Source organism: Streptomyces sp. NPDC002817, assembly GCF_053592055.1.
Window position 1 is genome coordinate 98,535 of the sequence record NZ_JBSFUY010000001.1, and the last position, 23,873, is coordinate 122,407.

A 23,873-nucleotide genomic window follows, 5' to 3' on the forward strand; every position below is an offset into this window, starting at 1 on the left:
GTGACTTCTCCGACGGATCTCATTCCCGTGCCCCGCGCCATCGAGGGGCCGATGCGCTGCGGTGTCCCGCTGGACGAGGGCACCACCCTGTGGGCCGGACCGGGCACCGGCACCACGGAGCGCTGGCTGCGCTCCACGCTCGGCCCGGCGCTGGGCCTGCCGCTGCGGCCGGGGCCGCAGGACGCCCGTGACTCGGTACGGCTGTGCGTCGACGACAGCCTGGAGCCGGAGGCGTACAAGCTCTCCGTCATCGCCAACTGGGGCGTCGAGATCCGGGGCGGCGACGCGGCCGGTGTCTTCTGGGGTGCCCAGACGCTGCGTCAGCTCCTCGGCCCCGAAGCCTTCCGCAAGGCCCCCGTGCGACCGGACATCACGCGCGGAATCCCGCATCAGATCATCGAGGACGCCCCCCGCTTCCGCTGGCGCGGCCTCATGCTCGACGTCGCCCGGCACTTCATGCCCAAGGACGGTGTCCTGCGCTACCTCGACCTGATGGCCGCCCACAAACTCAACGTCTTCCACTTCCACTTGACGGACGACCAGGGCTGGCGGATCGAGATCGAGAGGTACCCCCGGCTGACCGAGGTCGGCTCATGGCGGGCGCGTACCAAATTCGGCCACCGGGCCTCGCCGTTGTGGGAGGAGAAGCCGCACGGTGGCTACTACACGCAGGACGACATCCGGGAGATCGTGGCCTACGCCGCCGAGCGGCATATCACCGTCGTCCCCGAAATCGACGTACCGGGACACTCGCAGGCCGCCCTCGCCGCGTATCCGGAACTCGGCAACACCGACACCTCCCTCTCCGTCTGGGACACCTGGGGTATCTCTCCGAACGTACTCGCCCCCACTGACAACACCCTGCGCTTCTACGAGGGCGTCTTCGAGGAACTCCTGGAACTGTTCCCGAGTGAGTTCATTCACGTCGGCGGCGACGAATGCCTCAAGGACCAGTGGCGGGCCTCACCCACCGCACAGGCCCGGATCAAGGAACTCGGGGTCGGCGACGAGGACGGGCTGCAGTCGTGGTTCATCGGTCACTTCGACAAGTGGCTCACCGCGCGCGGCCGTCGGCTCATCGGCTGGGACGAGATCCTGGAGGGCGGTCTCGCCCGGGGCGCGGCCGTGTCCTCGTGGCGCGGGTACGAGGGCGGCATCACGGCCGCGCGCGCGGGCCACGACGTCGTCATGTGTCCTGAACAGCAGGTGTACTTGGACCACCGTCAGCACGAGGGCGCGGACGAGCCGGTCCCCATCGGTTACGTCCGCACGCTGGAGGACGTGTATCGCTTCGAACCCGTTCCACCCGAGCTGACCTCGGCGGAGGCGGCGCATGTCCTCGGCACGCAGGCCAACCTGTGGACCGAGGTGATGGAGGACCGGGCGCGCGTGGACTACCAGGCGTTCCCCAGGCTTTCGGCCTTCGCCGAGGTCGCCTGGAGCGATCTGCCCGCCCCGGCCGAGCGCGACTTCGCCGGCTTCGAGCGGCGAATGGTCCAGCACTACGAGCGACTTGACGCCCTGGGCGTCTCCTACCGGCCGCCCGCCGGACCGCTGCCCTGGCAGCGGCGCCCAGGAGTGCTCGGCCGCCCGATCGAAGGGCCGCCACCGAACAGGTAGGGCTCCCGAACAGGTTACGGATAAAGCCCGCAAGCATCACCGAAGAGTGTCAATCCGTACGCACCGGTGATGCCATGCGAAAACGGACCATCTCCCCGACGACGTGGGCGAATGCCTCCTAGCGGACCCCTGTCTTCGGCCCCGGCGAAGATGTGCCAGAGTTGCCACGTCCGCCCTGTCAGCACGTACCGTACGGCAGCAACAGGTGGGACCAGCTGGGACCAGGTGGGGCAGCGGGAAGGGGCAGCCGGTTTGACCACGCACGCACCGCAGGCGGCGCAGGCCGTCACGCTGCCCACGACGCTGGACGAGGCAGTGACGGCTCTCACCGCCATGCCCGCAGCCGTGCCCGTCGCGGGCGGCACCGACCTCATGGCCGCCGTCAACTCCGGCCAGCTCAGGCCCGCCGCCCTGGTGGGCCTCGGCCGCATCAGCGAGATCCGCGGCTGGCAGTACCAGGACGGGCACGCCCTGCTCGGCGCCGGACTCACCCACGCGCGGATGGGCCGGCCCGACTTCGCCGCCCTCATCCCCGCGCTCGCCGCCTCGGCACGCGCGGCGGGCCCGCCGCAGATCCGCAACGCGGGCACCCTGGGCGGCAACATCGCCACGGCGTCCCCGACCGGTGACGCGCTCCCGGTCCTCGCCGCTCTCGAAGCGACGCTGATCATCGCGGGCCCGGGCGGAGCCCGCCGGGAGATCCCGGTGTCGCACCTGCTGGCCGGCATGGAGATGCTGCGCGCCGGCGAACTCATCGGCTTCGTGCGCGTGCCGCTGCTGCACGCCCCGCAGGTCTTCCTCAAGGCCACCGGCCGCACCGGCCCCGGACGTGCGATGGCCTCCGTCGCGCTCGTCCTCGACCCCGCCCGGCGCGGAGTGCGGTGCGCCGTCGGAGCCATAGCGCCGATGCCGCTGCGGCCCCTGGACGCCGAGCTGTGGGTCGGCCGGCTGATCGACTGGGACAACAACCGCGCGCTCGTCCCGGAGGCGCTGCAGGCCTTCGGCGAGTACGTCGCCGCGGCCTGCATCCCCGACCCGGCCCCGGAGGGGGACGGCTCCGTGCCACAGCTTCCGCCCGGCGTACTGCATCTGCGGCGCACCGTCGCCGCGCTGGCCCGACGAGCACTGGGGAGGGCGCTGTCGTGACCGACGACCGGCACGGAGAGGCCACGCCCCAGAGCGGCGGCCGCTGGGACCCGCTGCCCCAGGGCGACTACGACGACGGCGCGACCGCCTTCGTGAAGCTTCCCGAAGGCGGCATCGAGGCCCTGCTGGCCTCCGACACTCCGCTCGCCGCGCCCGGCCACGGCTATGTGCCGCCGCAGATAACGGTGGCCCCCGACGGCACCGACCCGGCGGCCACCGGCACCTGGGCCGTGCCCGCCGACGGCACCCGGTGGCCCGACCCGAACGCCGTGCCGCAGGGCGGCGTGGACGACCGGTTCGCGTACAACCCGGGCGCGACCGGGCAGTGGAACTTCCAGGAGCACACGGAGGCTTCGGAGATCGCTCCCGCGCCGGGTCACGATGTGACCGGGCAGTGGTCGATCCCCGTCGCCGGTGGCGACCTTCCGGACGAATCGGGCGAGTTCACCACGTCGTCCCTGGTCGAGCAGTGGGGCGGCACACCGCCGGCCACACTGCCCGGCGGCGCGTCCGCGCCGTGGGCGACGCCGACGGGCCAGCCGTGGGACTCCGAGCCGCCGGGCGACGAGCACGCGCACGTGCCGACCGTCGGGCACACCGGCGGCCACGCGGTCGCCGACGCTCCGGACCACGCCGTGCCGGACGCCCACGCACGCGTGGAGACGAGCGCCGCACCCGCCCCCGCCGAGCCCTCCGTGGACACCCCCGCCCCCGACGCCTCACAGCCCGCTCAAGGCCCCGGTGAGGCCGCGGCGGCGGCCGATGTGCCCGAAGACGCCCGAGGGGCCGTGGAGACCGCTGAGGCGGCCGCCGAGCCGCACGCGGAGCACACCCCGGCCGACGGCGACGATGAAGCCGCGACGCGGACCGCGGAAGAGCACACCGCCGACCCCGAGACCGCCGACGAGTCCGCCACCCCGGACGAGCCCGCCCCCGCGTCCTCCGGCGAGGAACACCCCCTCGCCTCCTACGTCCTGCGCGTCAACGGCGTCGAACGCCCCGTCGCCGACGCCTGGATCGGTGAGTCGCTGCTCTACGTGCTGCGCGAGCGCCTCGGCCTCGCGGGCGCCAAGGACGGCTGCTCGCAGGGCGAGTGCGGGGCGTGCAACGTCCAGGTGGACGGACGCCTCGTCGCCTCCTGCCTGGTGCCCGCCGTCACCGCCGCCGGCAGCGAGGTCCGTACCGTCGAGGGCCTCGCCGAGGACGGGCGGCCCTCCGACGTGCAGCGCGCGCTCGCCAAGTGCGGCGCGGTGCAGTGCGGATTCTGCGTGCCCGGCATGGCGATGACCGTGCACGACCTCCTGGAGGGCAACCCGGCGCCGTCCGAGCTGGAGACCCGCCAGGCACTGTGCGGCAACCTGTGCCGCTGCTCCGGCTACCGGGGAGTCGTGGACGCCGTCCAGGCGGTCGTCGCGGAACGCGAGGCGCACGCCGCGGCGGAATCTGAGTCGGACACGGACGAGGCACGTATCCCGCATCAGGCGGGCCCCGGAGCCGGCGGCGTCAACCCGTCGGCCTTCGAGCCCCGCCGTGACCAGGCATACGGACAGGACGGAGGCCAGGCGTGAGCAACGAAGCCGCCACCGCGACCACGCCCGCGGAGGCAGCCCCCGCCCCCGAGCCGATCCCGCACGGCATCGGCGTCTCCCTGCCGGCCGCCGACGCCCGTGCCAAGACCGAGGGCACCTTCCCGTACGCGGCCGACCTGTGGGCCGAAGGCCTGCTGTGGGCGGCCGTGCTGCGCTCACCGCACGCGCACGCGCGCATCGTGTCCATCGACACGTCCCACGCGCGCGAGATGCCCGGCGTACGCGCCGTCGTCACGCACGAGGACGTGCCCGGCAGCCCGGTCTACGGCCGTGGCAAGGCCGACCGCCCGGTCTTCGCCTCCGAGGTCGTACGCCACCACGGCGAGCCCATCGCGGCCGTCGCCGCCGACCACCCCGACACCGCGCGGATGGCCGCCGCGGCCGTCATCGTCGAGTACGAGGTGCTCGACCCGGTGACCGACCCGGAGCAGGCCTTCGAGGCCGAGCCGCTGCACGCCGACGGCAACCTGATCCGGCACATCCCGCTGCACCACGGCGACCCGTCCGTGAACGGCGAGATCGTCGTCGAGGGCCAGTACCGCATCGGCCGCCAGGACCCCGCCCCCATCGGTGCCGAGGCCGGCCTCGCCGTGCCGCGTCCCGACGGCGGCGTCGAGCTGTACCTGGCCTCCACCGACCCGCACACCGACCGGGACACCGCCGCCGCCTGCTACGGCCTGGAACCCGAGCGCGTCAAGATCGTCGTCACCGGTGTCCCCGGCGCCACCGCCGACCGCGAGGACCAGGGCGTCCAGCTCCCGCTCGGCCTGCTGGCGCTCAGGACCGGCTGCCCGGTCAAACTCACCGCCACGCGCGAGGAGTCCTTCCTCGGCCACGCGCACCGCCACCCGACGCTCCTCAGGTACCGCCACCACGCGGACGCCGAGGGCAGGCTGGTGAAGGTCGAGGCACAGATCCTGCTCGACGCGGGCGCCTACGCCGACACCTCCGCCGAGGCCCTCGCGGCCGCCGTGGGCTTCGCCTGCGGCCCGTACGTCGTCCCGAACGCCTTCATCGAGGGCTGGGCCGTGCGCACCAACAACCCGCCCTCCGGCCATGTACGCGGCGAGGGCGCCATGCAGGTCTGCGCCGCCTACGAGGCGCAGATGGACAAGCTGGCCAAGAAGCTCGGCGTCGACCCGGCGGAACTGCGCCTGCGCAACGCGCTCGCCACCGGGGACGTGCTCCCGACCGGCCAGACGGTGACCTGCCCGGCACCGGTCGCCGAACTCCTTCAGGCCGTTCGGGACTTCCCGCTGCCCGCGCTGCCCAAGGACACCCCCGAGGACGAGTGGCTGCTGCCCGGCGGCCCCGAGGGCGCGGGCGAGCCGGACGCGATCCGACGCGGCGTGGGCTACGGCCTCGGCATGGTGCACATGCTCGGCGCCGAGGGCGCCGACGAGGTCTCCACCGCCACGGTGAAGGTCCACGACGGTGTGGCCACGGTCCTGTGCGCGGCCGTCGAGTCCGGCCAGGGCTTCACGACGCTGGCCCGCCAGATCGTCCAGGAGACCCTCGGCATCGACGAGGTGCACGTCGCGCCCGTGGACACCGACCAGCCCCCGGCGGGCCCGGGCTGCCGGGGCCGCCACACCTGGGTCTCGGGCGGCGCGGTGGAACGGGCCGCGAAGATGGTCCGTACGCAACTGCTCCAGCCGCTGGCGCACAAGTTCGGGATGTCCACCGAACTGCTCCAGATCACCGACGGCAAGATCACCTCGTACGACGGCGTCCTGTCGACCACCGTCACCGAGGCGATGGACGGCAAGGAGCTGTGGGCGACGGCACAGTGCCGCCCGCACCCCACGGAACCCCTGGACGAGTCCGGCCAGGGCGACGCCTTCGTGGGCATGGCCTTCTGCGCGATCCGCGCGGTGGTGGACGTCGACATCGAGCTCGGCTCCGTCCGGGTCGTCGAACTCGCCGTCGCCCAGGACGTGGGACGGATCCTGAACCCGGCCCAGCTCGCCGCGCGCATCGAGGCGGGCGTCACCCAGGGCGTGGGCATAGCGCTGACGGAGAACCTGCGCACCGCGCGCGGGCTGATCCGCCACCCCGACCTCACGGGCTACGCGCTGCCGACGGCCCTCGACGCGCCGGACATCCGGATCGTGAAGCTGGTCGAGGAGCGGGACGTGGTCGCCCCCTTCGGCGCGAAAGCGGTCAGCGCGGTGCCGGTGGTGACATCACCGGCGGCCATCGCCTCCGCCGTACGGGCCGCCACCGGGCGCCCGGTGAACCGGCTGCCGATCCGGCCGCAGGCCGCGGTGGTGACGGCACAGTGAGCCGGCAGGATCCGCAGCGCTACGAACCTCCGCCCAGTGTGGGGAAGCTGCTGGTGTGGATCCTGGTGTTCGCGCTGGCGGCGATCGTGGTCGTGCTGGGCGGCGTGTATCTGACGTGATGCCCGGGGTGGTCCTCGTGACCGGTGTGATGGCGTCCGGGAAGTCGACGGTCGCGCAGGCACTTGCCGAACGGCTGCCCCGTGCCGCACACGTCCGAGGGGACCTCTTCCGGCGGATGATCGTCTCCGGGCGCCAGGACTACGACGGTGGCGCCGGCGGCGAAGGGGAGTCCCAGCTCCGGTTGCGGTACCGGCTGTCGGCGGCGACGGCGGACGCGTACGCCGAGGCCGGGTTCACGGCGGTGGTGCAGGACGTGGTGCTGGGGGAGGAACTGGCCGCGTACGTACGCCTGATCCGCACCCGCCCGCTGTACGTCGTCGTCCTGGCGCCGAGCCCCGAGGCCGTGGCCGCCCGGGAAGCCGGGCGGGGCAAGACGGGGTACGGGGCGCACTGGTCGGTCACGGAGCTGGACCGGGTGCTGCGGGCCGGGACACCGCGGATCGGTCTGTGGCTGGACACCTCGGAGCTGTCGGTGGGGGAGACGGTGGAGGCGATTCTGGCGGAGAGGGAACGCGCGAGGGTCGCCTGACGTCTTCTGAGCCAAGGGGCGTTGTCAGTGGTGCCGCGTAGTGTTCCTGTCAGTGGGGAACGGCGGCGAGACCTGCACTGCTCGGCCCGTCCTGCCCTGCTCGGGGAACTGCCTGCGAACTGCCCCGGGACTGCCTGGGACTGCGAACTTGCACGCACGGGGGAACGATGAGCACGACCGCCACCGCGGTGATCACACTGACCGACGACGACCTGGAACGCTTCGTCACGCACGCCTCGACGCGCCGCTGGCTGGCGGGGCCCGGACTGCCTTCCGAGATCGGCCTGTTGAGCTTCACGGAACTGGAGCGCGAGGGCCTGCGGACGGTGACCGACGCGACCGGCGACCCCGAGGGGCGGCTGGCCGAAGAGCTGCGGGATCAGCTGGTCATAGGCGGACTGCTCGACATCGAGGGGCAGGAGACGGAACCGGTCCTGCTCGACGGCGCGACGGGCGAGGTGTCCACGACCGACTTCTGGTACGACACCCCGGAACTCATGGAGCGCCGCCCGCTGGCCCCCTCGCTGGAGAAGCTGGTGCGTTTCGCGACGGCTGCGGAGGAACTGGCCGAGCTGCGCGGACAGTTCGCCTCCTACGCCGGCCGCTTCGGACCGCAGGTGGCGGCGGAGGCCTCGCGTCAGCTGCTCGCGGTCTTCGAGGAGGGTGCGGACGGTGAGGTGCCGCCGTACTGGCGGATGGCGGCGCTGATCCGCCCGCTGTCCCTCGTCGCGGGTCCGGGCACGCCGACCGGGTCGGTCCTGGACCTTCCCGCCCGTCTCCTGGACCAGGAGTTCGGGCAGGGCGGCGTCTGGCGCTTCGAGGACGTCGACTTCCCCGCCACGCTCACCCACGAACCGACCCGGCGCTTCCTGCGCGACACCGGCCTGCCCGAGGACGCCGTGCTCTTCCAGCTGGACACGGACGTCCCGCTGCCGACCCTCGCCGAGCACCACGCCGACGCCCCCGGAGCGGAACTCCCCGACGGGGCCGACCACTTGATCCGCCTCGGCTATCTCGTCGAGGACAACAGCCTGGTCCTCGACGGCAGAACGGGCGCGGTCCTGCACTGGAGCGAGCCCGAGGCCAGGCTCCACCCGCTCAACACCGACGTCTCCACGCTCGCCTTCACCCTCTGGCTGCTGCACCGCGAGCGCGCGATCGACGAGGACCCGGAACACGGGCTGTCCGAGGGGCCCTATGCCCAGCTGGCGGCCACCATGGTCCAGGTCCTGTCGGCCGTGGACCCGACCGGCACCGTCACGGACGCCGGTTGGCACTACTGGACGGAGGCGTTCCAGGACGAGGCGGGCGGGGTGCTCTGCGCCGGCTGAAGCGCCGGGACCTCGCCGACCGGCGGATCGGAATGATGGGGACCGTCCAGAAGGGCGACACCCCTTCCGGGGTGCCGCCCTTGAGTTCTGCCTGGTCAGGCAGGTGGAGGCCGTGGCGGGAATCGAACCCACGTAACTCGCTTTGCAGGCGAGTCCCTAAACCACTCGGGCACACGGCCGGGTCGGTGGAGCGTGGTGCTCCGTGCCGAACTCGGTGGTACGACCGTACGGCGGCGTCGGGACGGGGCTCAAGGGAATCGCGGGGGCTGCAACGGGACTGCCACACGCCGTTCATGAATGGGGGAGTCCGTCGCTGGTCGTACGACCAACGTCCTGGTGTCGGACCGCCTCCCGACAGGAGCCAAGGCGGGTCGTGGCCCTTACGCTGGCGACCATGACAGCCCTCGAACCGCGCGGCACCGATGCCGCGGACACCGCCCCCGACCTGGCCACTGTCGTCGAGGAGGGGGTGCTGAGCCGGCCGTACCGGGCGCTCAGCATCGGGATCGTGTCCGTGGTGCTGCTGATCGCGTTCGAGGCGACCGCCGTGGGGACGGCGATGCCGGTCGCGGCGCGGGAGCTGGACGGGGTCTCGCTCTACGCGTTCGCGTTCTCCGGGTACTTCACGACGAGCCTGTTCGGGATGGTGCTCGCCGGACAGTGGTCCGACCGAAGAGGGCCGCTCGGGCCGTTGACCGGCGGGATCGGGGCGTTCGCCGCGGGGCTGATGCTGTCCGGGACCGCGGGCGCCATGTGGCTCTTCATCCTCGGCCGGGCCGTGCAGGGCCTGGGTGGCGGGCTGGTGATCGTCGCCCTCTACGTCGTCGTCGGGCGGGCCTATCCCGAGCGGCTGCGGCCGGCGATCATGGCGGCCTTCGCGGCGGGCTGGATCGTGCCGTCGATCGTCGGGCCGCTCGCCTCGGGCGCGGTGACCGAACATCTGGGATGGCGCTGGGTGTTCGTGGGTATTCCGGTGCTGGTCGTGTTCCCGCTCGCCCTTGCCCTGCCGCAGATACGGCGGCTGGCCGCCGGACCGGTCGACGGCACGGGAGCCGGGGGTTTCGACCGCCGCCGTATCCGGCTCGCCCTCGCCATCTCGCTAGGCGCCGGACTCCTCCAGTACGCCGCCCAGGACCTGCGCTGGCTCTCCCTCGTCCCCGGCGGCGCAGGCGCCGCGCTGCTGGTGCCTGCCGTCCTCGGGCTGCTCCCGCCCGGCACCTACCGGGCGGCGCGCGGACTGCCCTCCGTGGTGCTGCTGCGCGGTGTCGCCGCGGGCTCCTTCATCGCCGCCGAGTCCTTCGTACCGCTGATGCTGGTCACCCAGCGGGGACTGTCCCCGACGCTCGCAGGGTTCTCCCTCGCCGCGGGCGGCGTCACCTGGGCGCTGGGCTCGTGGGTGCAGTCACGGCCACGGGTCGAGCCCTACCGGCAGCGCCTGATGACGCTGGGCATGGTCCTGGTCGCCGCCTCGATCGCCGCCGCACCGAGCGTGCTGATCGCCGCGGTGCCCGTCTGGACGCTGGCCGTGGTCTGGGGGCTCGGCTGCTTCGGCATGGGCCTGGTGATCGCCTCCACGAGTGTGCTGCTGCTCCAGCTCTCCGCCCCGGCCCAGGCGGGCACCAACTCCGCCTCCCTGCAGATCTCCGACGCCCTGTCCAACGTCGTCCTGCTGGCGACGGGCGGCGCCGCGTTCGCGGCCCTGGGCGGTGGCACGCTGAGTCATACGGCGACGGAGGCCACCGGCTCCCACCCGGCCGCGTTCGCCGCGGTGTTCCTGCCGATGGCGGCGGTGGCCCTGGTCGGGGCGTGGGTGACGACCCGGCTCAGGGAACGGCCGACCACACCCTGAGCCCGATCGTCAGGCACGCCCCGTGACCCGCCGTATCTCCTCGGCGAACCCTCGTACGGTCGGCTCCTCCAGCAGGGCCGCCAGCGGGATCTCCGCGCCCAGGCGCTCCCTGAGCCGGGTGACGGTCTCGACCACCTTGTACGAGTTGCCGCCCAGGTCGAAGAAGTCGTCATCGGGCTTCACGGAGTCCAGCCCGAGGGCCTCGCACCAGACGGCGGCCACCAGCTCCTCGACCCCCAGCTCCTCGACCCCCGCGTCCGCCGCGGGCGCCGGGCGCGACGGTGTGGTGCGGGCCGCCCGGGACTCCAGCAGCAGGCGGTCCACCTTGCCGTTCGGTGTGAACGGGAGGGCGTCCAGGAGGTCGACCGTCGCCGGGACCATGGTGGGCGGAAGCCAGCCGCGCAGGGACTCGCGGACCGACGCCGTCAGCTCCGCGGCCGGCGCGGACGGCACCTCGGGCACCACGAACGCGGCCAGCGCCTTCTCCAGGCCCGTGCCGTGCGCCACCACGACCGCCTGACGCACCCCCGCGCAGCGCCGGGCCGTCGACTCGATCTCGCCGAGCTCGATCCGGACACCGCGGATCTTCACCTGCCGGTCGACGCGGCCGAGGAACTCCAACGCGCCGCCGGGCCGGGCCCGTACGAGGTCGCCGGAGCGGTAGAGCCGCCGGCCCGGTGCCACGGGGGGCGACCGGAGGAAGCGTTCCGCGGTCAGTTCGGGCCGGTCGAGATAGCCCAGGGCCAGGCCCGCGCCGCCGATGTACAGCTCGCCGGGTTCGCCCTCGGGCACCGGGCGGCCGTCGTCGTCGAGGACCCACAGCTCGGTGTCGGGGACCGCGGAGCCGATGAGGACCGTGTCGAGGGCGGGGTCGCGCGGGCACGTCCAGGCGGTGCAGTGGATCGTGCACTCGCTGGGGCCGTAGAGGTTGGTCAGGGAGGCCGTGGAGCGGGCGTGGAAGCGGTGCACCAGGTCGGCGGGGAGCGGCTCGCCGCCGGTCAGGACCTGGCGCAGACCGTCGTAGCGCTCGGTCTCGTCGCGGGCCAGCAGGAACAGTTCCAGCAGCGACACCCCGAAGTACATCGTCGTGACGCGGTGGTCGTGGATCAGCGCCGCCAGGTGGTCGGCGTCGCGCTGTCCGCCGGGGGCGGAGAGCACGAGCGTGGCGCCGGAGAGCAACGGCCAGTAGATCTCGGCGAGATACATGTCGAAGGTGCACGTGGTGTGGTGGACGAGCCGGTCGTCCTCGGTCATGGGGTGCGTGGTCTGCAGCGCGTTCATGCGGGAGACCAGGGCGCGGTGGCTGATCAGGGACGCCTTGGGGCGGCCGGTCGAGCCGGAGGTGAAGATCAGCGCGACGGGATCGTCCGGGGAGCCGCTCACCGGTGCCGGCTGACCCTCGCGGTACTCGTCGTCCGTGAGCATCGGGACCCCGCAGCCGTCAAGGCGGTCGCGCAGGGCCCGGCTCGTCAGCACCGCGCGCGGCGCGCAGTCCTCCAGCATGCCGAGCGTGCGGGCGGGCGGATCGGCCACGTCGAACGCCGCGTGCGCGGCCCCCGCGCAGGCCACGCCCAGCACCGCGGCCACGAACTCGACCGACCGCTCGTGATAGACCGCGACCCGGTCGCCGGGCCCCAGTCCCCGGGCCCCCAGCGCGGCCGCCACCGCCAGCACCCGCTCCCGCAACTCCCCGGCACTCACCACCGTGCCGTCGGCACAGACCAGCGCGGTCCGGCCGGGATCGCGTCCCAGACGCTCCAGCAGCAGGGCGTCGATCCGGTGGGCGGCGCCCGCGCCGGGGGCCGTACCCGTATCGCTCGTGTCCGTCGAACTCGTCATACAAGACCCCAGTGATCCAGGTTCTCCGCCACCGCCGTGGCCAGTGCCTCCGGTTCGTCCACCAGCAGCAGGTGGCGGCCCGGTAGCCAGACCGTGCGGGTGTGAGGGCCGAAGAGGGACCAGCCGTCGGTGCGTTCCTCCGAGCAGAGCTCGTCCTCGTCGCCGAACACGGTCAGGAGGGGGATGCCGGGGTCGAAGGGTTCGCAGACGTAGTCCTCGACGGCCCTGATGTCCGCCACGATCGCCGGCAGCAGCAGGCCGAGCATCTCCGCGTTCGCGGCGAGTGCGTCCGGTACGCCGCCGAAGTCCCGCAGGATGTCCAGGACTTCGGCACGGTCGCGGCCGGGGTCGACGTCGCGCAGCAGACGGCGGCCGGGGTCGGGCTTCTCGTTCACCGCCCACTGGGACACCACGACGAGGCCCGAGACGCCGGCGGACCCCGAACGCCGCAGCGCCTCCAGCGCGATCACGGCGCCCGAGCACACGCCGAGCACGAGCAGGGGCGCCGAACCCGGCAGGTCCCGGATCGTGGCGGTGACGTCCGCGGTGAGGGCGTCGAGGTCGCGCCCGGCCTCCCGGACGCGGGACTCGCGGCCGGGCAGCCGGGCCGTCGCCACCAGCCAGTCGTCCGGCGCGTGCGCGGCGAACGGCTGCCCGCTCGCCCCGCCCGCCCCGGCGTGCGGCACGATCAGCACCCGCAGTACGGCCCGCTCGGGGTCGGCCCCCGCCAGGGTCACATTCCTCGATGACACCTTCTGCCCGCCCTCTTGTCGGTCGGCTCAGCCTGCCGAGACGAACTCCGTCAGCGCCCGGGTCAGATACCCGGGGTCGTCCGCCCCGCACAGCTCGCGCGAGGAGTGCATGGACAGTCCGGGCACGCCCACGTCCACCGTCGTCACCCCCAGCCGGGCCGCGGTGATCGGCCCGATGGACGTACCGCACGGCATGGCGTTGTTGGACACGAACCGCTGCCAGGGCACCTCGGCCCGGTCCGCGGCGGCGGCGAACGCGGCGAACCCGGTGCCGTCGGTGGCGTACCGCTGATTGACGTTGACCTTGATCACCGGGCCGCCGTTGGGCAGCGGATGGTTGTCCGGGTCGTGCCGCTCGCTGTAGTTGGGGTGCACCGCGTGCGACATGTCGGCCGAGGCGCAGATCGTGCCCGCCAGTGCCCGCGCCCAGTCCTCGGCGCCCCCGCCCCGCGCGGTCACCACCCGGCCCAGGACGCGTTCCAGGAGCGGGCCCTGCGCCCCGGTCTCGGAGCCGGATCCGACCTCCTCGTGGTCGAACGCGGCGAGGACCGGGATGCGTTCGGCGGCCGCCGGCCAGGACTGCCCGACGGTGGCCAGCGTGGCGGCGCCCGCGTGCACGGAGACGAGGTTGTCCAGCCGCGCAGAGACCAGGAACTCCCGGTCGGCGCCCAGCAGTCCGGGCTTCTGCACATCGTGCAGCATCAGGTCCCAGCCGAGTACCTCGCCCGGGTCGAGCCCGGCGCCGGCCGCGATCCGGCGCAGCAGCGCACCCGGCTCCGGCCGGCCCAGCGCCCACACGGGCTGGAGCTGGCGCTGCCGGTCGAGGGACAGGCCCTCGTTCACCGTACGGTCGAGGTGGATCGCCAACTGCGGTACCCGCAGCAGGGGTTCGTCGATCTTGACCAGCTTCGCCGTGCCGTCGCGCAGGGTCAGCCGACCGGAGACACCGAGGTCGCGGTCGAGCCAGGTGTTCAGCGGGACCCCGCCGTAGATCTCCACGGCGACCTGGCGCCAGCCGGCCGAGCCGGTGTCCGGGGTCGGCTTCACCCGCAGGTTGGGGGAGTCGGTGTGCGCGCCGATGATCCGGAACGGGGTGTGCGCGGGCGCCCCCTCGGGGACGTACCAGGCGAGCAGCGCGCCGCCCCGTACGACGAACCGGCCACCGCTGTGGCCGGTCCACTCCTCGGTCTCCCGCAGCTCTTCGAAGCCGGCCTTCTCCAGGCGCTGCACGGCCTGCGCCACCGCGTGGTAGGGCGAGGAGGCGGCTTCCAGGAAGGCGAGCAGGTCCTCGTTGTGCAGGGGATCGATGGCCTTGGTCATGCGCTTATGCCTCTCCGGAGGTGGTGGGGGCGAGCAGCTCGCCGACCGCGCGGCCGGGGTCGGTGCACAGGTCGTCGAGGACGGACAGGTAGGAGTCGAGGATTCGCTCCGCCGACTTCCTGTCCCACAGGTCCGCCGAGTATTCGACATACGCCCGGTAACCCAGCGCCGGATCACGGCGCGGCGTCAGCCCGAACGTCAGCTCCGTGCGCGCCGCCGGCGGCGCCACGTCGTCCACCTCCACCCCGAGTCCGGGGATCTCGATCTCCACGTCGTCGGTGTTCTGGAAGACCAGCAGACACGACACCACCTCGGGCACCTCGCGCACGCCCGCCTCCCGCAGCGCCTGCCACACCTCGGCCGTCGGCAGCACGTTCGCCATGGTGGCCAGCGTCTCCGCGCCGGTGCGGGCGACCAGTTCGGCGCAGGTCTCCTCGGGCCCGACCCGTATCCGCACCGGCATGTTCGTGGAGACCAGCGACACCAGCGTCTCGGTCTCGCTGCCGTCCCGGTTGGCGTACGGCACCCCCACCAGCAGGTCCCGCTGTCCGGAGAGCCGGGCCACGGTGACGCCGAGCGCGGCGGCCGCCACCGCGAACGGTGTCACCCGGTGGGCCGCGGCGAACCTCTCGACCCTGCCCCGCAGTTCGGCCGGGGCGTGGGCGCGGACGGTGTCGCCGTCGCCGCTGAGATGTCCGGAGCGGGGCCGGTCCGTGGGCACCTCGAGGCGGGTGGGTACGCCGGTGAGGTGGTCGACGAAGTGCGCGGCCCGCCGGGGCCGTTCGGTCCCGCCCCGGCGTTCGAGCTGACGGCGGGCGTGGTCGGCGGGCTGGGCCGAGGGCGCGGACAGGGGGGCGGCGGTGCCGGTCGCGGCGGCGGTGTACAGGGCGGCCAGCTCGGCGAGGAGTACGCCGTGGGACCAGCCGTCGGTGCAGATGTGGTGCACCACGAACATCAGCACCCACTCGTCCGGCGCGACCCGCAGCAGCCGCAGCCGGGGCAGGGTCGGGCGGGTCAGGTCGAAGGGCTCGTCGGCCGCCGTCCGGCAGGCCTGGTCCGCGCGCCGCGCGGCTCGTTCGGCGGGGAGCCGGCTGTAGTCGACGATCCGCAGGGGCGGCGGGGCGACGTCCACGACCTCCTGCCACCAGGCGCCCTCGCCGTCCTGGGTGTATCGGGTGCGCAGCGAGTGGTGGCGCCGCACCAGCTCGTTCAGGGCCGTGCGCAGGGCGTCCGTGTCGACGGGGCCGGTGAGGCGGATGCGTGTCGGCACGTTGTAGACCTGCGGCCGGGGCAGGGCGGGCTGGGCGGCCAGCATCCGGGCCTGCTGGTCGGTGACCGGGGCACGGTCCACGACGTCCTCGGCGACTCCGGCGGGCCCGCTTCCCGTCAGCGACCGGATCAGCGCGCCGAGCGTCGGTTCGGCGAAGAAGTCCGCCAGTGAGAACTCGACGCCGAGGGCGTCCCGGACCCGGTTGTGCAACCGGATCGCGGCGATCGAACTGCCGCCCAGATCGAAGAAGTCGGCGGTGTCGGAGACGTCGTCGGTAGCGAGGACGGAGGACCACAGGGCCCGCAGGGTTTCGGTCGCGCGCGGGGCGGGCGCTTCCGGGTGGCTCGCCGTCGCGGAGGCGGCTTGCACGTCGCTCGCCGTCGCGGTGGGCGTGCCCGAGTCGCTCACCGTCGGGGCGGCGGCGGGTCCGGTGTCCGCCACCGTCACGGCCCGTCCGTCCGCCATGGCCTCCAGCACCCGGTCCAGGTCGGCCAGCAGCCCCCGTACGGTCGACGCGTCGTACAGATCGGCGTCGTAGCGGATCCGCAGCCGTAGCCCGTCGCGGGTGTCCAGGGCCGCCAACGCCAGTTCCAGCGGGGCCGATTCGGTGCCGCCGGGGATCTGCTCCGCGGTGATTCCGGGCAGCCGGAGCCGGGACAGGGGCGCGCCGTCCAGATCCGCCGACACCGTCACCAGGGGGCGCGGGTGCCCAGGGTCGGGGTTGACGGCGGCCAACAGGGCGTCCACGTCCACGTGTTGGTGCGCGTCGGCGGCGAACAGCGCGTCCCGAGTGACCCGTACGGCCTCCCGCAGCCCGGTCGTGCCGGTGAGCGACGCCTTCAGCGGGAGTACGGCGACATGGAAGCCGACGGTGTGCTCGGTACCGGGGCGGCGCCTCCCGAAGGTCGATCCGACCACGAACTCGTCCTGCCCGGACCGCTCCCGCAGCACCAGCTGCCAGGCGGTGAGCAGCGTCGCGAACAACGTCACACCCTGCCGCCCGCTCCACTCCCGCAACCGCCCGGCCCGACCCGCGCCCCAGAAAACCTCCTCGGCCGCGCCCCGCCCGGCGACCCGACGTCCGCGCGGCCGGTCCGTGGGGAGGGCGGGGGCGGGCGGCAGGGGGTCGAGATACCCGCGCCACCACTCCAGGTCGGCGGGGTCATAGCCGGTCGACGACGTGTCCGGGGCGGTGAGGTGGCGGCCGGGCTGCGGTCCGTTCGGGCGGGCAGGGGTGTGAGCGGCCCGTGGTCCGGTCGGGGTGGTGCCGGTGGGCGTGGCGAACGCCGGTTCTCGGTGATCCGAGGCCGTCCGGTGTGGCTGCCCCGGGGCGGTGGGGTGGTGGCCGGGCTGCGGTCCGTTCGGGTGGGCAGCGGTGCGAGCGGCCCGTGCTCCGGTCGGGGAGGTTCCCGTGGGTGTGGTGAACGCCGGTTCATCCAGGCGGGCAGGGGCGTGAGCGGTCCGCGGCTCGTCCAGGGTGGTCCCCGCCGGTGCCGCGAACACCGGGTCCCGGTCCTCCACCGCCGCCCGGTACAGCTCCTCCAGGTCCGCGGCGAGCAGCCCCGCCGAGTGGGCGTCCGTGATGATGTGGTGCAGGCCGAGGACCAGCACATGGTCGTCCGCCGCGAGGCGCAGCAGCCGGGGTGTGAACAGGGGGCCCTCGGCGAGGTCGTACGGCCGTCCGCTCTCCTCGCGCAGGACGGCGGCCACCGCCTCCGTCCCGTCGACGTCGGTCACCGTCAACTCCGGTCGCAGGTCGGGTCGTACGACCTGCTCGACCGTGTCGCCCGCCGCGCGGAAGACCGTCCGCAGCCCCGCGTGCCGCTCGACGAGTCCCGCCACGGCAGTGCGCAGCGCCCGCTCGGAGAGGGGGCCGCGCAGCCGTACGGACTGGATCTCGTTGTACGCGGCCGGATCGGCGATCAGCCGGGCGGCGAGCCAGAGCCGACGCTGGGCGTCGGTCGCGGGCCCGCGGCGGACCGTCGTCCCCAGCGGGCCGCCGGTCGCGAGCCCACCGAGCTCTTCCGCGGAGCCCCGGCGGTACACACCCGCGGAGTCAGGGCCGACCTCCACCGACCTCACGCCTGCGGGCACCGACTCCACGGTGCCCGCGCCGGGCGGCACCGCCTTGTCCGTGCTCCGGCCCGGCAGGACAGCTTCCACCGCCCTCACGCCTGCGGGCACCGACTCCACGGTGCCCGCGCCGGGCGGCACCGCCTTGTCCGTGCTCCGGCCCGGCAGGACAGCTTCCACCGCGCTCACGCCTGCGGGCACCGACTCCACCGTGCCCGCGCCCGGCGGCACCGCCTTGTCCGTGCTCCGGCCCGGCAGGACAGCTTCCACCGCCCTCACGCCTGCGGGCACCGACTCCACCGTGCCCGCGCCCGGCGGCGCAGCCTCCACCGCCCCCGCGCCCGGCCGCAAAGCCCCCTCCGCCCCCACGCCCCCCGGCACCGCCCCCAGCGTGCGCCGCCGCAGCGTGTCCAGGTGCTCCAGGCCCGCCCGCATCCGCTCCGCCGGCATCCCGAAGTCCACCAGGGCGGCGATCTCGTCGATCCCGGCCTCGCGCAGGGTGTCCACCAGAGGAGCGACGCTGTCGGGCGTGCCGATCAGGGCGCGTTCGTCGCAGTAGCGGTCGTAGGCGCGGCGGAAGAGGTAGTCGAGGTCGTCCTCGCTCGCCGTCGCCACGTCCTCGGGCCCGGCGCCCACCGCGCTCGCCGCCGACCGCATCTGGAGGGAGGAACGCAGATAGCGGCTCATCGGCTCCAGCGCCTCCGCGCGGGCCGTGGTGTGGTCCGTGCCGAGGTAGGTGTGGAGCAGGACGGTGACCCGGCCGGTGTCGGGGTCGAGGCCGTGCTGTTCGCGGGCCTTGCGGAAGTGGCGGATGTTGTCGGCGAGTTCGGCGACGGTCTGCCCCATGAGGTTGGTGACGATCCCGAGTCCGCGCCGACCCGCCTCCTCGTAGGAGGCACGCCGCCCGGAGGTGGCGAGGAACATCGGCGGCAGCTCCTGCACCGGACGTGGGTGGATCGTCACGTCGACGGGCTCGCCCTCGCCGGTGGTGCGCCGTACCGCACCGCCGCGCCACAGCGTCGTCACGTCGTCGAGGTGGGCGAAGGCGATCTCCTTGCGGCGCTCGAAACGGTCGGGGTGGAGCGCGAAGTCCTGGGCGTGCCAGCCGGTGGCGCAGCCGAGGCCGACCCGGCCGCCGGAGAGGTTGTCGACGACCGACCACTCCTCCGCGATCCGCACCGGATCGTGCAGCGGCAGCACCACCGACCCGGCGTTGAGCCGGATTCGGCTGGTCTCGCGGGCCAGCGAGGCGGCCAGTACCGCCGGGTTGGGGAAGAGTCCGCCGAAGGAGTGGAAGTGCCGCTCGGGCAGCCACAGGGAGCTGAAGCCGCGTTCGTCGGCGAAGCGGGCGGTGTCGACGAGCCGGTCGTAGGCGGAGGTGCTGTCGGCGTCGGGGTAGTCGCCGAAGAAGTACACCCCGAAGTCGGGCTGCTTCGTGCGGGGTTCGGGCCGCGCCCGGCCGGCGATGGGCCGGGAGGCCGGGAAGAAGCCCGCCTCCCGCAGCTCCCGCAGGGACCCTTTCACCGCGTCCGCGACCCGCTCGGTGTCGGCGTCGGTGTGAGCGGTGGAGAGATAGAAGCTGCGCCACTCCCAGACGTAGATGCCACGCAACAGCAGGTGCTGGTAGAGCAGTTCCATGTCCGCGCGGTGGACGAAACGGAACATCGACCCGAAGTGGGCGAGTTCCAGGGGGAATTCCTCATCGGTGAAGAACCGGTTGAGGTCGTCGGCGAGGGCGTCCGTACGGGCGTTGAGCCGCGCCTGGAGCCCGGGCCCCTCGGTGGCGAGATGGGTGAGGACAGCCTTCGCCGCCGCCATGGACAGCGGGTGCTGAAGGTAGGTCCCGCCGAAGAAGGTGGTCTCGGCGGTGGGGCGGCTCTCGTCGCCGTACCGCCAGAATCCGCCGTCGACGCCGTCCATGATGTCGGCCCGGCCCGCGATCGCCCCGACGGGGAAGCCGCTGCCGAGCGCTTTGCCGTAGGTGGCCAGGTCGGGCACGACACCGAAGTGGTGCTGGGCGCCGCGCGGATGCGGGCGCAGACCGGTGAGCATCTCGTCGAAGAGCAGCACGATGCCGCGCCGCCGGGTCAGTTCGCGCAGCTCGCGCAGGAAGGCGACCGGGCGCAGGGCGGGGTTGCGGCACTGGACGGGCTCGACGAGGACGGCGGCGATGCGGTCGCCCAGGGAGTCGATGGTGGTGAGGGCCTCCTCGCTGCCGTACTCCAGGACGATCAGCTCGGCGACGGCGCTGTCGGGGATGCCGCGCGAGACGGGGACGGCGCCGTCGCCCGGTCCGGGGCGGCCGAGCACGGTGTCGATGTGGCCGTGGTAGGAGCCGCGGAACATGACGATCCGGTCGCGTCCGGTGGCGGCGCGGGCGAGCCGGATCGCGGCGGAGTTGGCCTCGGTGCCGGAGGCCGCGAACGCGACGCGTTCCATGCCGGTGAACCCGGCGAGCAGCTCGGCGACCTCACCCGCCTCGACCGGACGCGGCCCGAACCGCAGCCCGCCGTCCAGGTGCGCCCGCACGGCCTCGGTCACGCACTGCGGCTCATGGCCGAGGAGCAGGGACCCGAAGCCCATCGTGATGTCGGTGTAGGTGTTCCCGTCGATGTCAGTCAGGTGCGCGCCGCGTGCGCCACGGGCCGCGAGCGGGTACAGCGTCTCCTTCGTCGAACGCCGGAACCCGACCACGGCCCGGCTGTCCGCGAGCACCGAACGCCGTGACTGCGCCAGCTCCTTGGAGGTCCGGGTGCGTTCCGTGAGCCGCCGGGCGAGGCCGGCGGCGTGCGTGCGCTGGGTGTCGGTGGCGCCGGCACCGGCCATGCCGGAGTCGTGGGGGAGGGTGACGCGGGGGCCGTGGACGGCGGGTGCGGGGGGTGCGGGTGCCGGGGGTGCGGGATTCGCCGCGCCCTGCCGTGCCCGCGCGAGCTGCTCGTCCAGTCGGCGGGACAGCGCCGCGGCCCGGTCCGCCGCCGTGCCCGGGCTCATCGGGCGGCCCGCTCGGCGGTGAGCAGGGCGACGGCGTCGGAGAGCTGGGTGATCAACGATGCCTGGGTCTCGGCCAGCAGGTCGATCTGCCGCCGCAGTTCGGCGACTTCGCTGCGGCTGGCGTACTCCGCCTGCCCGGGTGCCTCGGGTGCCGGCTTCCGAGGTTCCGGTATCTGCCGTACGTCGATGATCTCGGCCCGCGGCTCCGGAACCGGCCGTGCCGCGCGCTCCGCGATGAGCCGTGCCGTCAGCTCCGGTGACCCCGCGTCCTCCAGCAGTTCCCGCACTGCCAGCCGTACCCCGAACTCGCCCTCCAACTGCCGCAGCATGCCGATCAGTTGCAGGGAGTCCGCGCCCAGCCCCACGTAGGTCTCCCCGGCGCGCATCCCGTCCTGGTCGTATCCCAGGTGCTGTGCGGTCAGTTCGAGTACACGCTTGAGTACTGCCTGGTCGGTCACGTCGTTCTCCCCATCGGGTTCTCTCGCGGGTTCGTGCGCGGGTGCGGCCGTGGTGGGTGGCGGTGGTGGGCCGATCCAGTACGACCGGTGCTCGAAGGGGTAGGTGGGCAACGGGATACGCCGGCCTCCGCACCCTTCGAGCAGGGCGGCCCAGTCGAGGGGCGCCCCGGCGCAGTGCAGCCGGGCCACGGCCCGCCACACCTCGTCCGGGGTGCCGCCCGTGGGCACGCAGAGGGTGTCCGGGACCGCCCGCCGGGCCAGCCGGGTCAGGGTGGCGTCCGGGCCGAGTTCCAGCAGGGCGTCCACGGGGGCCAGAGTGCGCAGTACGGCGTGGAAGTCGGCGGTGTGCCGGGCCTGGCGGACGAGGTGCTCGGCGTCGGGCAGCCAGCCCGGGGGGTGGGCGTCACCGTCCAGACCGCTGACGAACTCGATCTCGACGGGCCGCAGTTCGGCCTTCTCGACGGCCGCGCGCAGTTCGTCGAGGACCGGGTCGAGGAGGGCGCTGTGGAAGGCGCGGTCCACCGGCAGCGGTACGCCGGTCAGGCCCTGCTCGGTCAGTCGGCGGTGCGCTTCGGCGATGGCCTCGGGCGGCCCGGCCAGCACCTGGTGTTCGGGCCCGTTGGACACGGCGAGCTCCACGCGCCCGGCCTCGGCGGCGAGTGCCCGGACCCGGTCCCGATCGGCGAAGACGGCGAGCATCGCGCCGGGCGCCGTGTCCTGCATCAGCCGGCCCCGTCGGCACAGCAGCCGCATGCCGTCCGCCAGGGACAGGGCCCCGGCGGCACACAGCGCCGCGAACTCCCCGACACTGTGCCCGGCGACCGACCCGGGCCGCACTCCCCAGCTTCGCCACAGCCGGAGCTGAGCGACCTGCAGGGCGAAGATCGCGGGTTGCGCGAAGGCGGTGTCCCAGGGGACGGGGGGTGCGGGGACTTCGTGGCCGCCCGATGACGCCCCCTCGCCGGTCAGCCGTGCGAGGAAGTCGGTCTCGCCCGTCTCCTCCTCGTGGATCCGCGCGCACTCCCGCAGCACCTCGGCGACGACCGGGAAGCGGGCGGCGAGCGCGGCGGCCATGCCGGGGCCGCCCGTGCCCTGGCCGCTGAAGAGGAAGGCCGGGTCGACGGTCCGGTCGGCCGTCCCGGTCAGGGTGCCCGGCGCCCCGGCGAGGAACGCGTCCAGCCCCTCGACGAAGGGCGCGGTGACGACCAGCCGGTGGGGCAGATGACGCCGGCCGAGCGCGGTCGTCGTCAGCAGATCGGCGGGGGCGAGATCCGGGCGCCGGACCAACTCGTCCCGGAAGGCCCGGGCATACGCCGTCAGCGCCCCCGGCGTCCGCGCCGACAGCGGCAGCAGCACGGGCCCGGCCCGCTCACCACGTACCGGCTCGGGCACCCTGCCCGGCGCCTCCTCGACGATCACGTGCGCGTTCGTCCCGCCCATCCCGATGGAGTGCACCCCGGCTCGCCGGACCCCGGCGTTCGGCCACGGTGTCGCCCGGGTCGGTACGACGAACGGGCTGGTCTCCAGCGCAAGGAGGGGATTGGCGCGGGTGAAGTTCACCAGGGGCGGTATCACCCCGTGCCGCAGCACCAGGATCGTCTTGATCAGCCCCGCCAGACCCGCCGCGCTGTCCAGGTGACCGATCGCGGGCTTGGTGGAGCCCAGCGCGCAGAAGGCCGTGCCGTCCGTGTGCGCTCTGAACGCCTCGGTGAGCGCGGCGAACTCGATCGGGTCGCCCTTGAACGTGCCGGTGCCGTGCGCCTCCAGATAGCCGAGGGAGTCGGCCGGTACGCGCGCCCGTGACAGCGCGCCGAGTACCGCGTCCCGCTGGCCCGCGACGCCGGGTGCGGCGAACCCCCCTTTGTCGTCACCGTCGTTGGTGACAGCCGAGCCGAGGATGACGGCGTGCACGGTGTCGCCGTCGGCCAGCGCCCGGGCCAGCGGCTTCAGCAGGACCGCCGCGACCCCGTTGCCGCCGACCGTGCCGTCGGCGTCCGCGTCGAAGGCCCGTACCGTGCCGCTCCGGGAGATCGTGGAGCCCTTGACGTGCCGGTGCCCGGTGATCTGCGGGAGGTGCAGGGCCGCCGAGCCCACCAGCATCAGCTCGGCGTCGCCCGCCAGGAGCGCCTGACAGGCCAGATGGACCGAGACGAGGGCGCTGGAGCAGGCGGTGGCGACATTGACCGCCGGGCCGCGCAGCCCGAGCCGGAAGGCGGCCCGGTTGGCGGCGAAGTCGGGATAGTTGCCGACCTGGACCTGCTTCTGGGCGATCCAGTCGTCGCCCGGCAGGTCCGCGAGGTTGTTGGCGAGATAGCTGTGCAGCGAGTACAGCCGGTACCCGACACTGCCGTACACCCCGATGCGGGCGTCGGAGCCGGCGTAGCCGCCGTCCTCCAGGGCGTGGTGGCAGCACTCCAGGAGCAGCCGCTGCTGCGGGTCGGTCACCTCCGCCTCGCGCCCGGTCATCCCGAAGAACGCGGCGTCGAAGCCGTCGACCCCGTCCAGCAGTGCACTGGCGCCGACGAGGTCCGGGTCGTCGAGGAGGTCCTCGGAGGCTCCCGCGGACCGTAACTCGGCCCGGTCGAACCGTCGTACGTGTGAGACGCCCGCCTCGATGTCACGCCAGTACTGCTCGGCGGTCCCCGCTCCCGGGAACCTCAGCGCCATCCCGATGACCGCCACGCGTCGGTCGTCCGGCAAC

13 protein-coding genes and 1 tRNA gene are annotated in these 23,873 nt (G+C 73.5%); 8 read left to right on the plus strand and 6 right to left on the minus strand.

What is annotated here, in order from left to right:
• The 7 genes from ACWD3I_RS00415 (at position 1) to ACWD3I_RS00445 (ending at position 8,620) form a co-directional block, all read left to right on the plus strand.
• Positions 1-1,620 carry a beta-N-acetylhexosaminidase gene (locus ACWD3I_RS00415; RefSeq protein WP_365406682.1) on the plus strand — a complete coding sequence of 540 codons (1,620 nt, stop codon included), beginning with the start codon at positions 1-3 and terminating at the stop codon, positions 1,618-1,620.
• A gap of 252 nt (positions 1,621-1,872) precedes the next feature.
• A complete protein-coding gene (locus tag ACWD3I_RS00420) occupies positions 1,873-2,766 on the plus strand; it encodes an FAD binding domain-containing protein (RefSeq protein ID WP_046258932.1) in 894 nt (297 codons plus the stop codon).
• Complete coding sequence (locus tag ACWD3I_RS00425; protein WP_365406685.1) at positions 2,763-4,334, plus strand: 2Fe-2S iron-sulfur cluster-binding protein; 1,572 nt, start codon at positions 2,763-2,765, stop codon at positions 4,332-4,334. The genes ACWD3I_RS00420 and ACWD3I_RS00425 overlap by 4 nt, the downstream gene beginning before the upstream one ends.
• Entirely contained in the window at positions 4,331-6,640 is a 2,310-nt protein-coding gene (locus tag ACWD3I_RS00430) for a xanthine dehydrogenase family protein molybdopterin-binding subunit (RefSeq protein WP_365406688.1), read from the plus strand. Before ACWD3I_RS00425 ends, ACWD3I_RS00430 begins: the two co-directional genes overlap by 4 nt.
• Entirely contained in the window at positions 6,637-6,759 is a 123-nt protein-coding gene (locus ACWD3I_RS00435; RefSeq protein WP_365406691.1) for a hypothetical protein, read from the plus strand. Before ACWD3I_RS00430 ends, ACWD3I_RS00435 begins: the two co-directional genes overlap by 4 nt.
• Positions 6,759-7,289 carry an AAA family ATPase gene (locus ACWD3I_RS00440; RefSeq protein WP_365406694.1) on the plus strand — a complete coding sequence of 177 codons (531 nt, stop codon included), beginning with the start codon at positions 6,759-6,761 and terminating at the stop codon, positions 7,287-7,289. The genes ACWD3I_RS00435 and ACWD3I_RS00440 overlap by 1 nt, the downstream gene beginning before the upstream one ends.
• 167 nt (positions 7,290-7,456) lie before the next feature.
• The gene (locus tag ACWD3I_RS00445) at positions 7,457-8,620 is read left to right on the plus strand and encodes an SUKH-4 family immunity protein (RefSeq protein WP_365406697.1); all 1,164 of its coding nucleotides are present in this window, start codon (positions 7,457-7,459) and stop codon (positions 8,618-8,620) included.
• A gap of 104 nt (positions 8,621-8,724) precedes the next feature.
• Here ACWD3I_RS00445 and ACWD3I_RS00450 read toward each other — a convergent pair.
• A tRNA-Cys gene (locus ACWD3I_RS00450) sits at positions 8,725-8,799 on the minus strand.
• 215 nt (positions 8,800-9,014) lie between these two features.
• Here ACWD3I_RS00450 and ACWD3I_RS00455 point away from each other — a divergent pair.
• The gene (locus tag ACWD3I_RS00455; protein WP_365406700.1) at positions 9,015-10,469 is read left to right on the plus strand and encodes an MFS transporter; all 1,455 of its coding nucleotides are present in this window, start codon (positions 9,015-9,017) and stop codon (positions 10,467-10,469) included.
• Positions 10,470-10,478: 9 nt separating this feature from the next.
• On the opposite strand, the gene ACWD3I_RS00460 is transcribed toward ACWD3I_RS00455, so the two are convergent.
• The 5 genes from ACWD3I_RS00460 to ACWD3I_RS00480 are packed head-to-tail and all read right to left on the minus strand — an operon-like array spanning position 10,479 to position 23,872.
• Positions 10,479-12,308, minus strand: a complete 1,830-nt coding sequence (locus tag ACWD3I_RS00460) for a non-ribosomal peptide synthetase (RefSeq protein ID WP_365406704.1) — start codon at positions 12,306-12,308, stop codon at positions 10,479-10,481.
• The gene (locus ACWD3I_RS00465; RefSeq protein ID WP_365406707.1) at positions 12,305-13,045 is read right to left on the minus strand and encodes a thioesterase II family protein; all 741 of its coding nucleotides are present in this window, start codon (positions 13,043-13,045) and stop codon (positions 12,305-12,307) included. Before ACWD3I_RS00465 ends, ACWD3I_RS00460 begins: the two co-directional genes overlap by 4 nt.
• Positions 13,046-13,087: 42 nt before the next feature.
• Positions 13,088-14,380 (minus strand): M18 family aminopeptidase, encoded by a 1,293-nt coding sequence (locus ACWD3I_RS00470; RefSeq protein WP_365406710.1) that lies wholly within the window; start codon positions 14,378-14,380, stop codon positions 13,088-13,090.
• 4 nt (positions 14,381-14,384) lie between these two features.
• Positions 14,385-20,714, minus strand: a complete 6,330-nt coding sequence (locus ACWD3I_RS00475) for a MupA/Atu3671 family FMN-dependent luciferase-like monooxygenase (RefSeq protein ID WP_451083999.1) — start codon at positions 20,712-20,714, stop codon at positions 14,385-14,387.
• Positions 20,711-23,872, minus strand: a complete 3,162-nt coding sequence (locus tag ACWD3I_RS00480; RefSeq protein ID WP_365398767.1) for a type I polyketide synthase — start codon at positions 23,870-23,872, stop codon at positions 20,711-20,713. Before ACWD3I_RS00480 ends, ACWD3I_RS00475 begins: the two co-directional genes overlap by 4 nt.
• Between the last annotated feature and the right edge of the window lies 1 nt (position 23,873).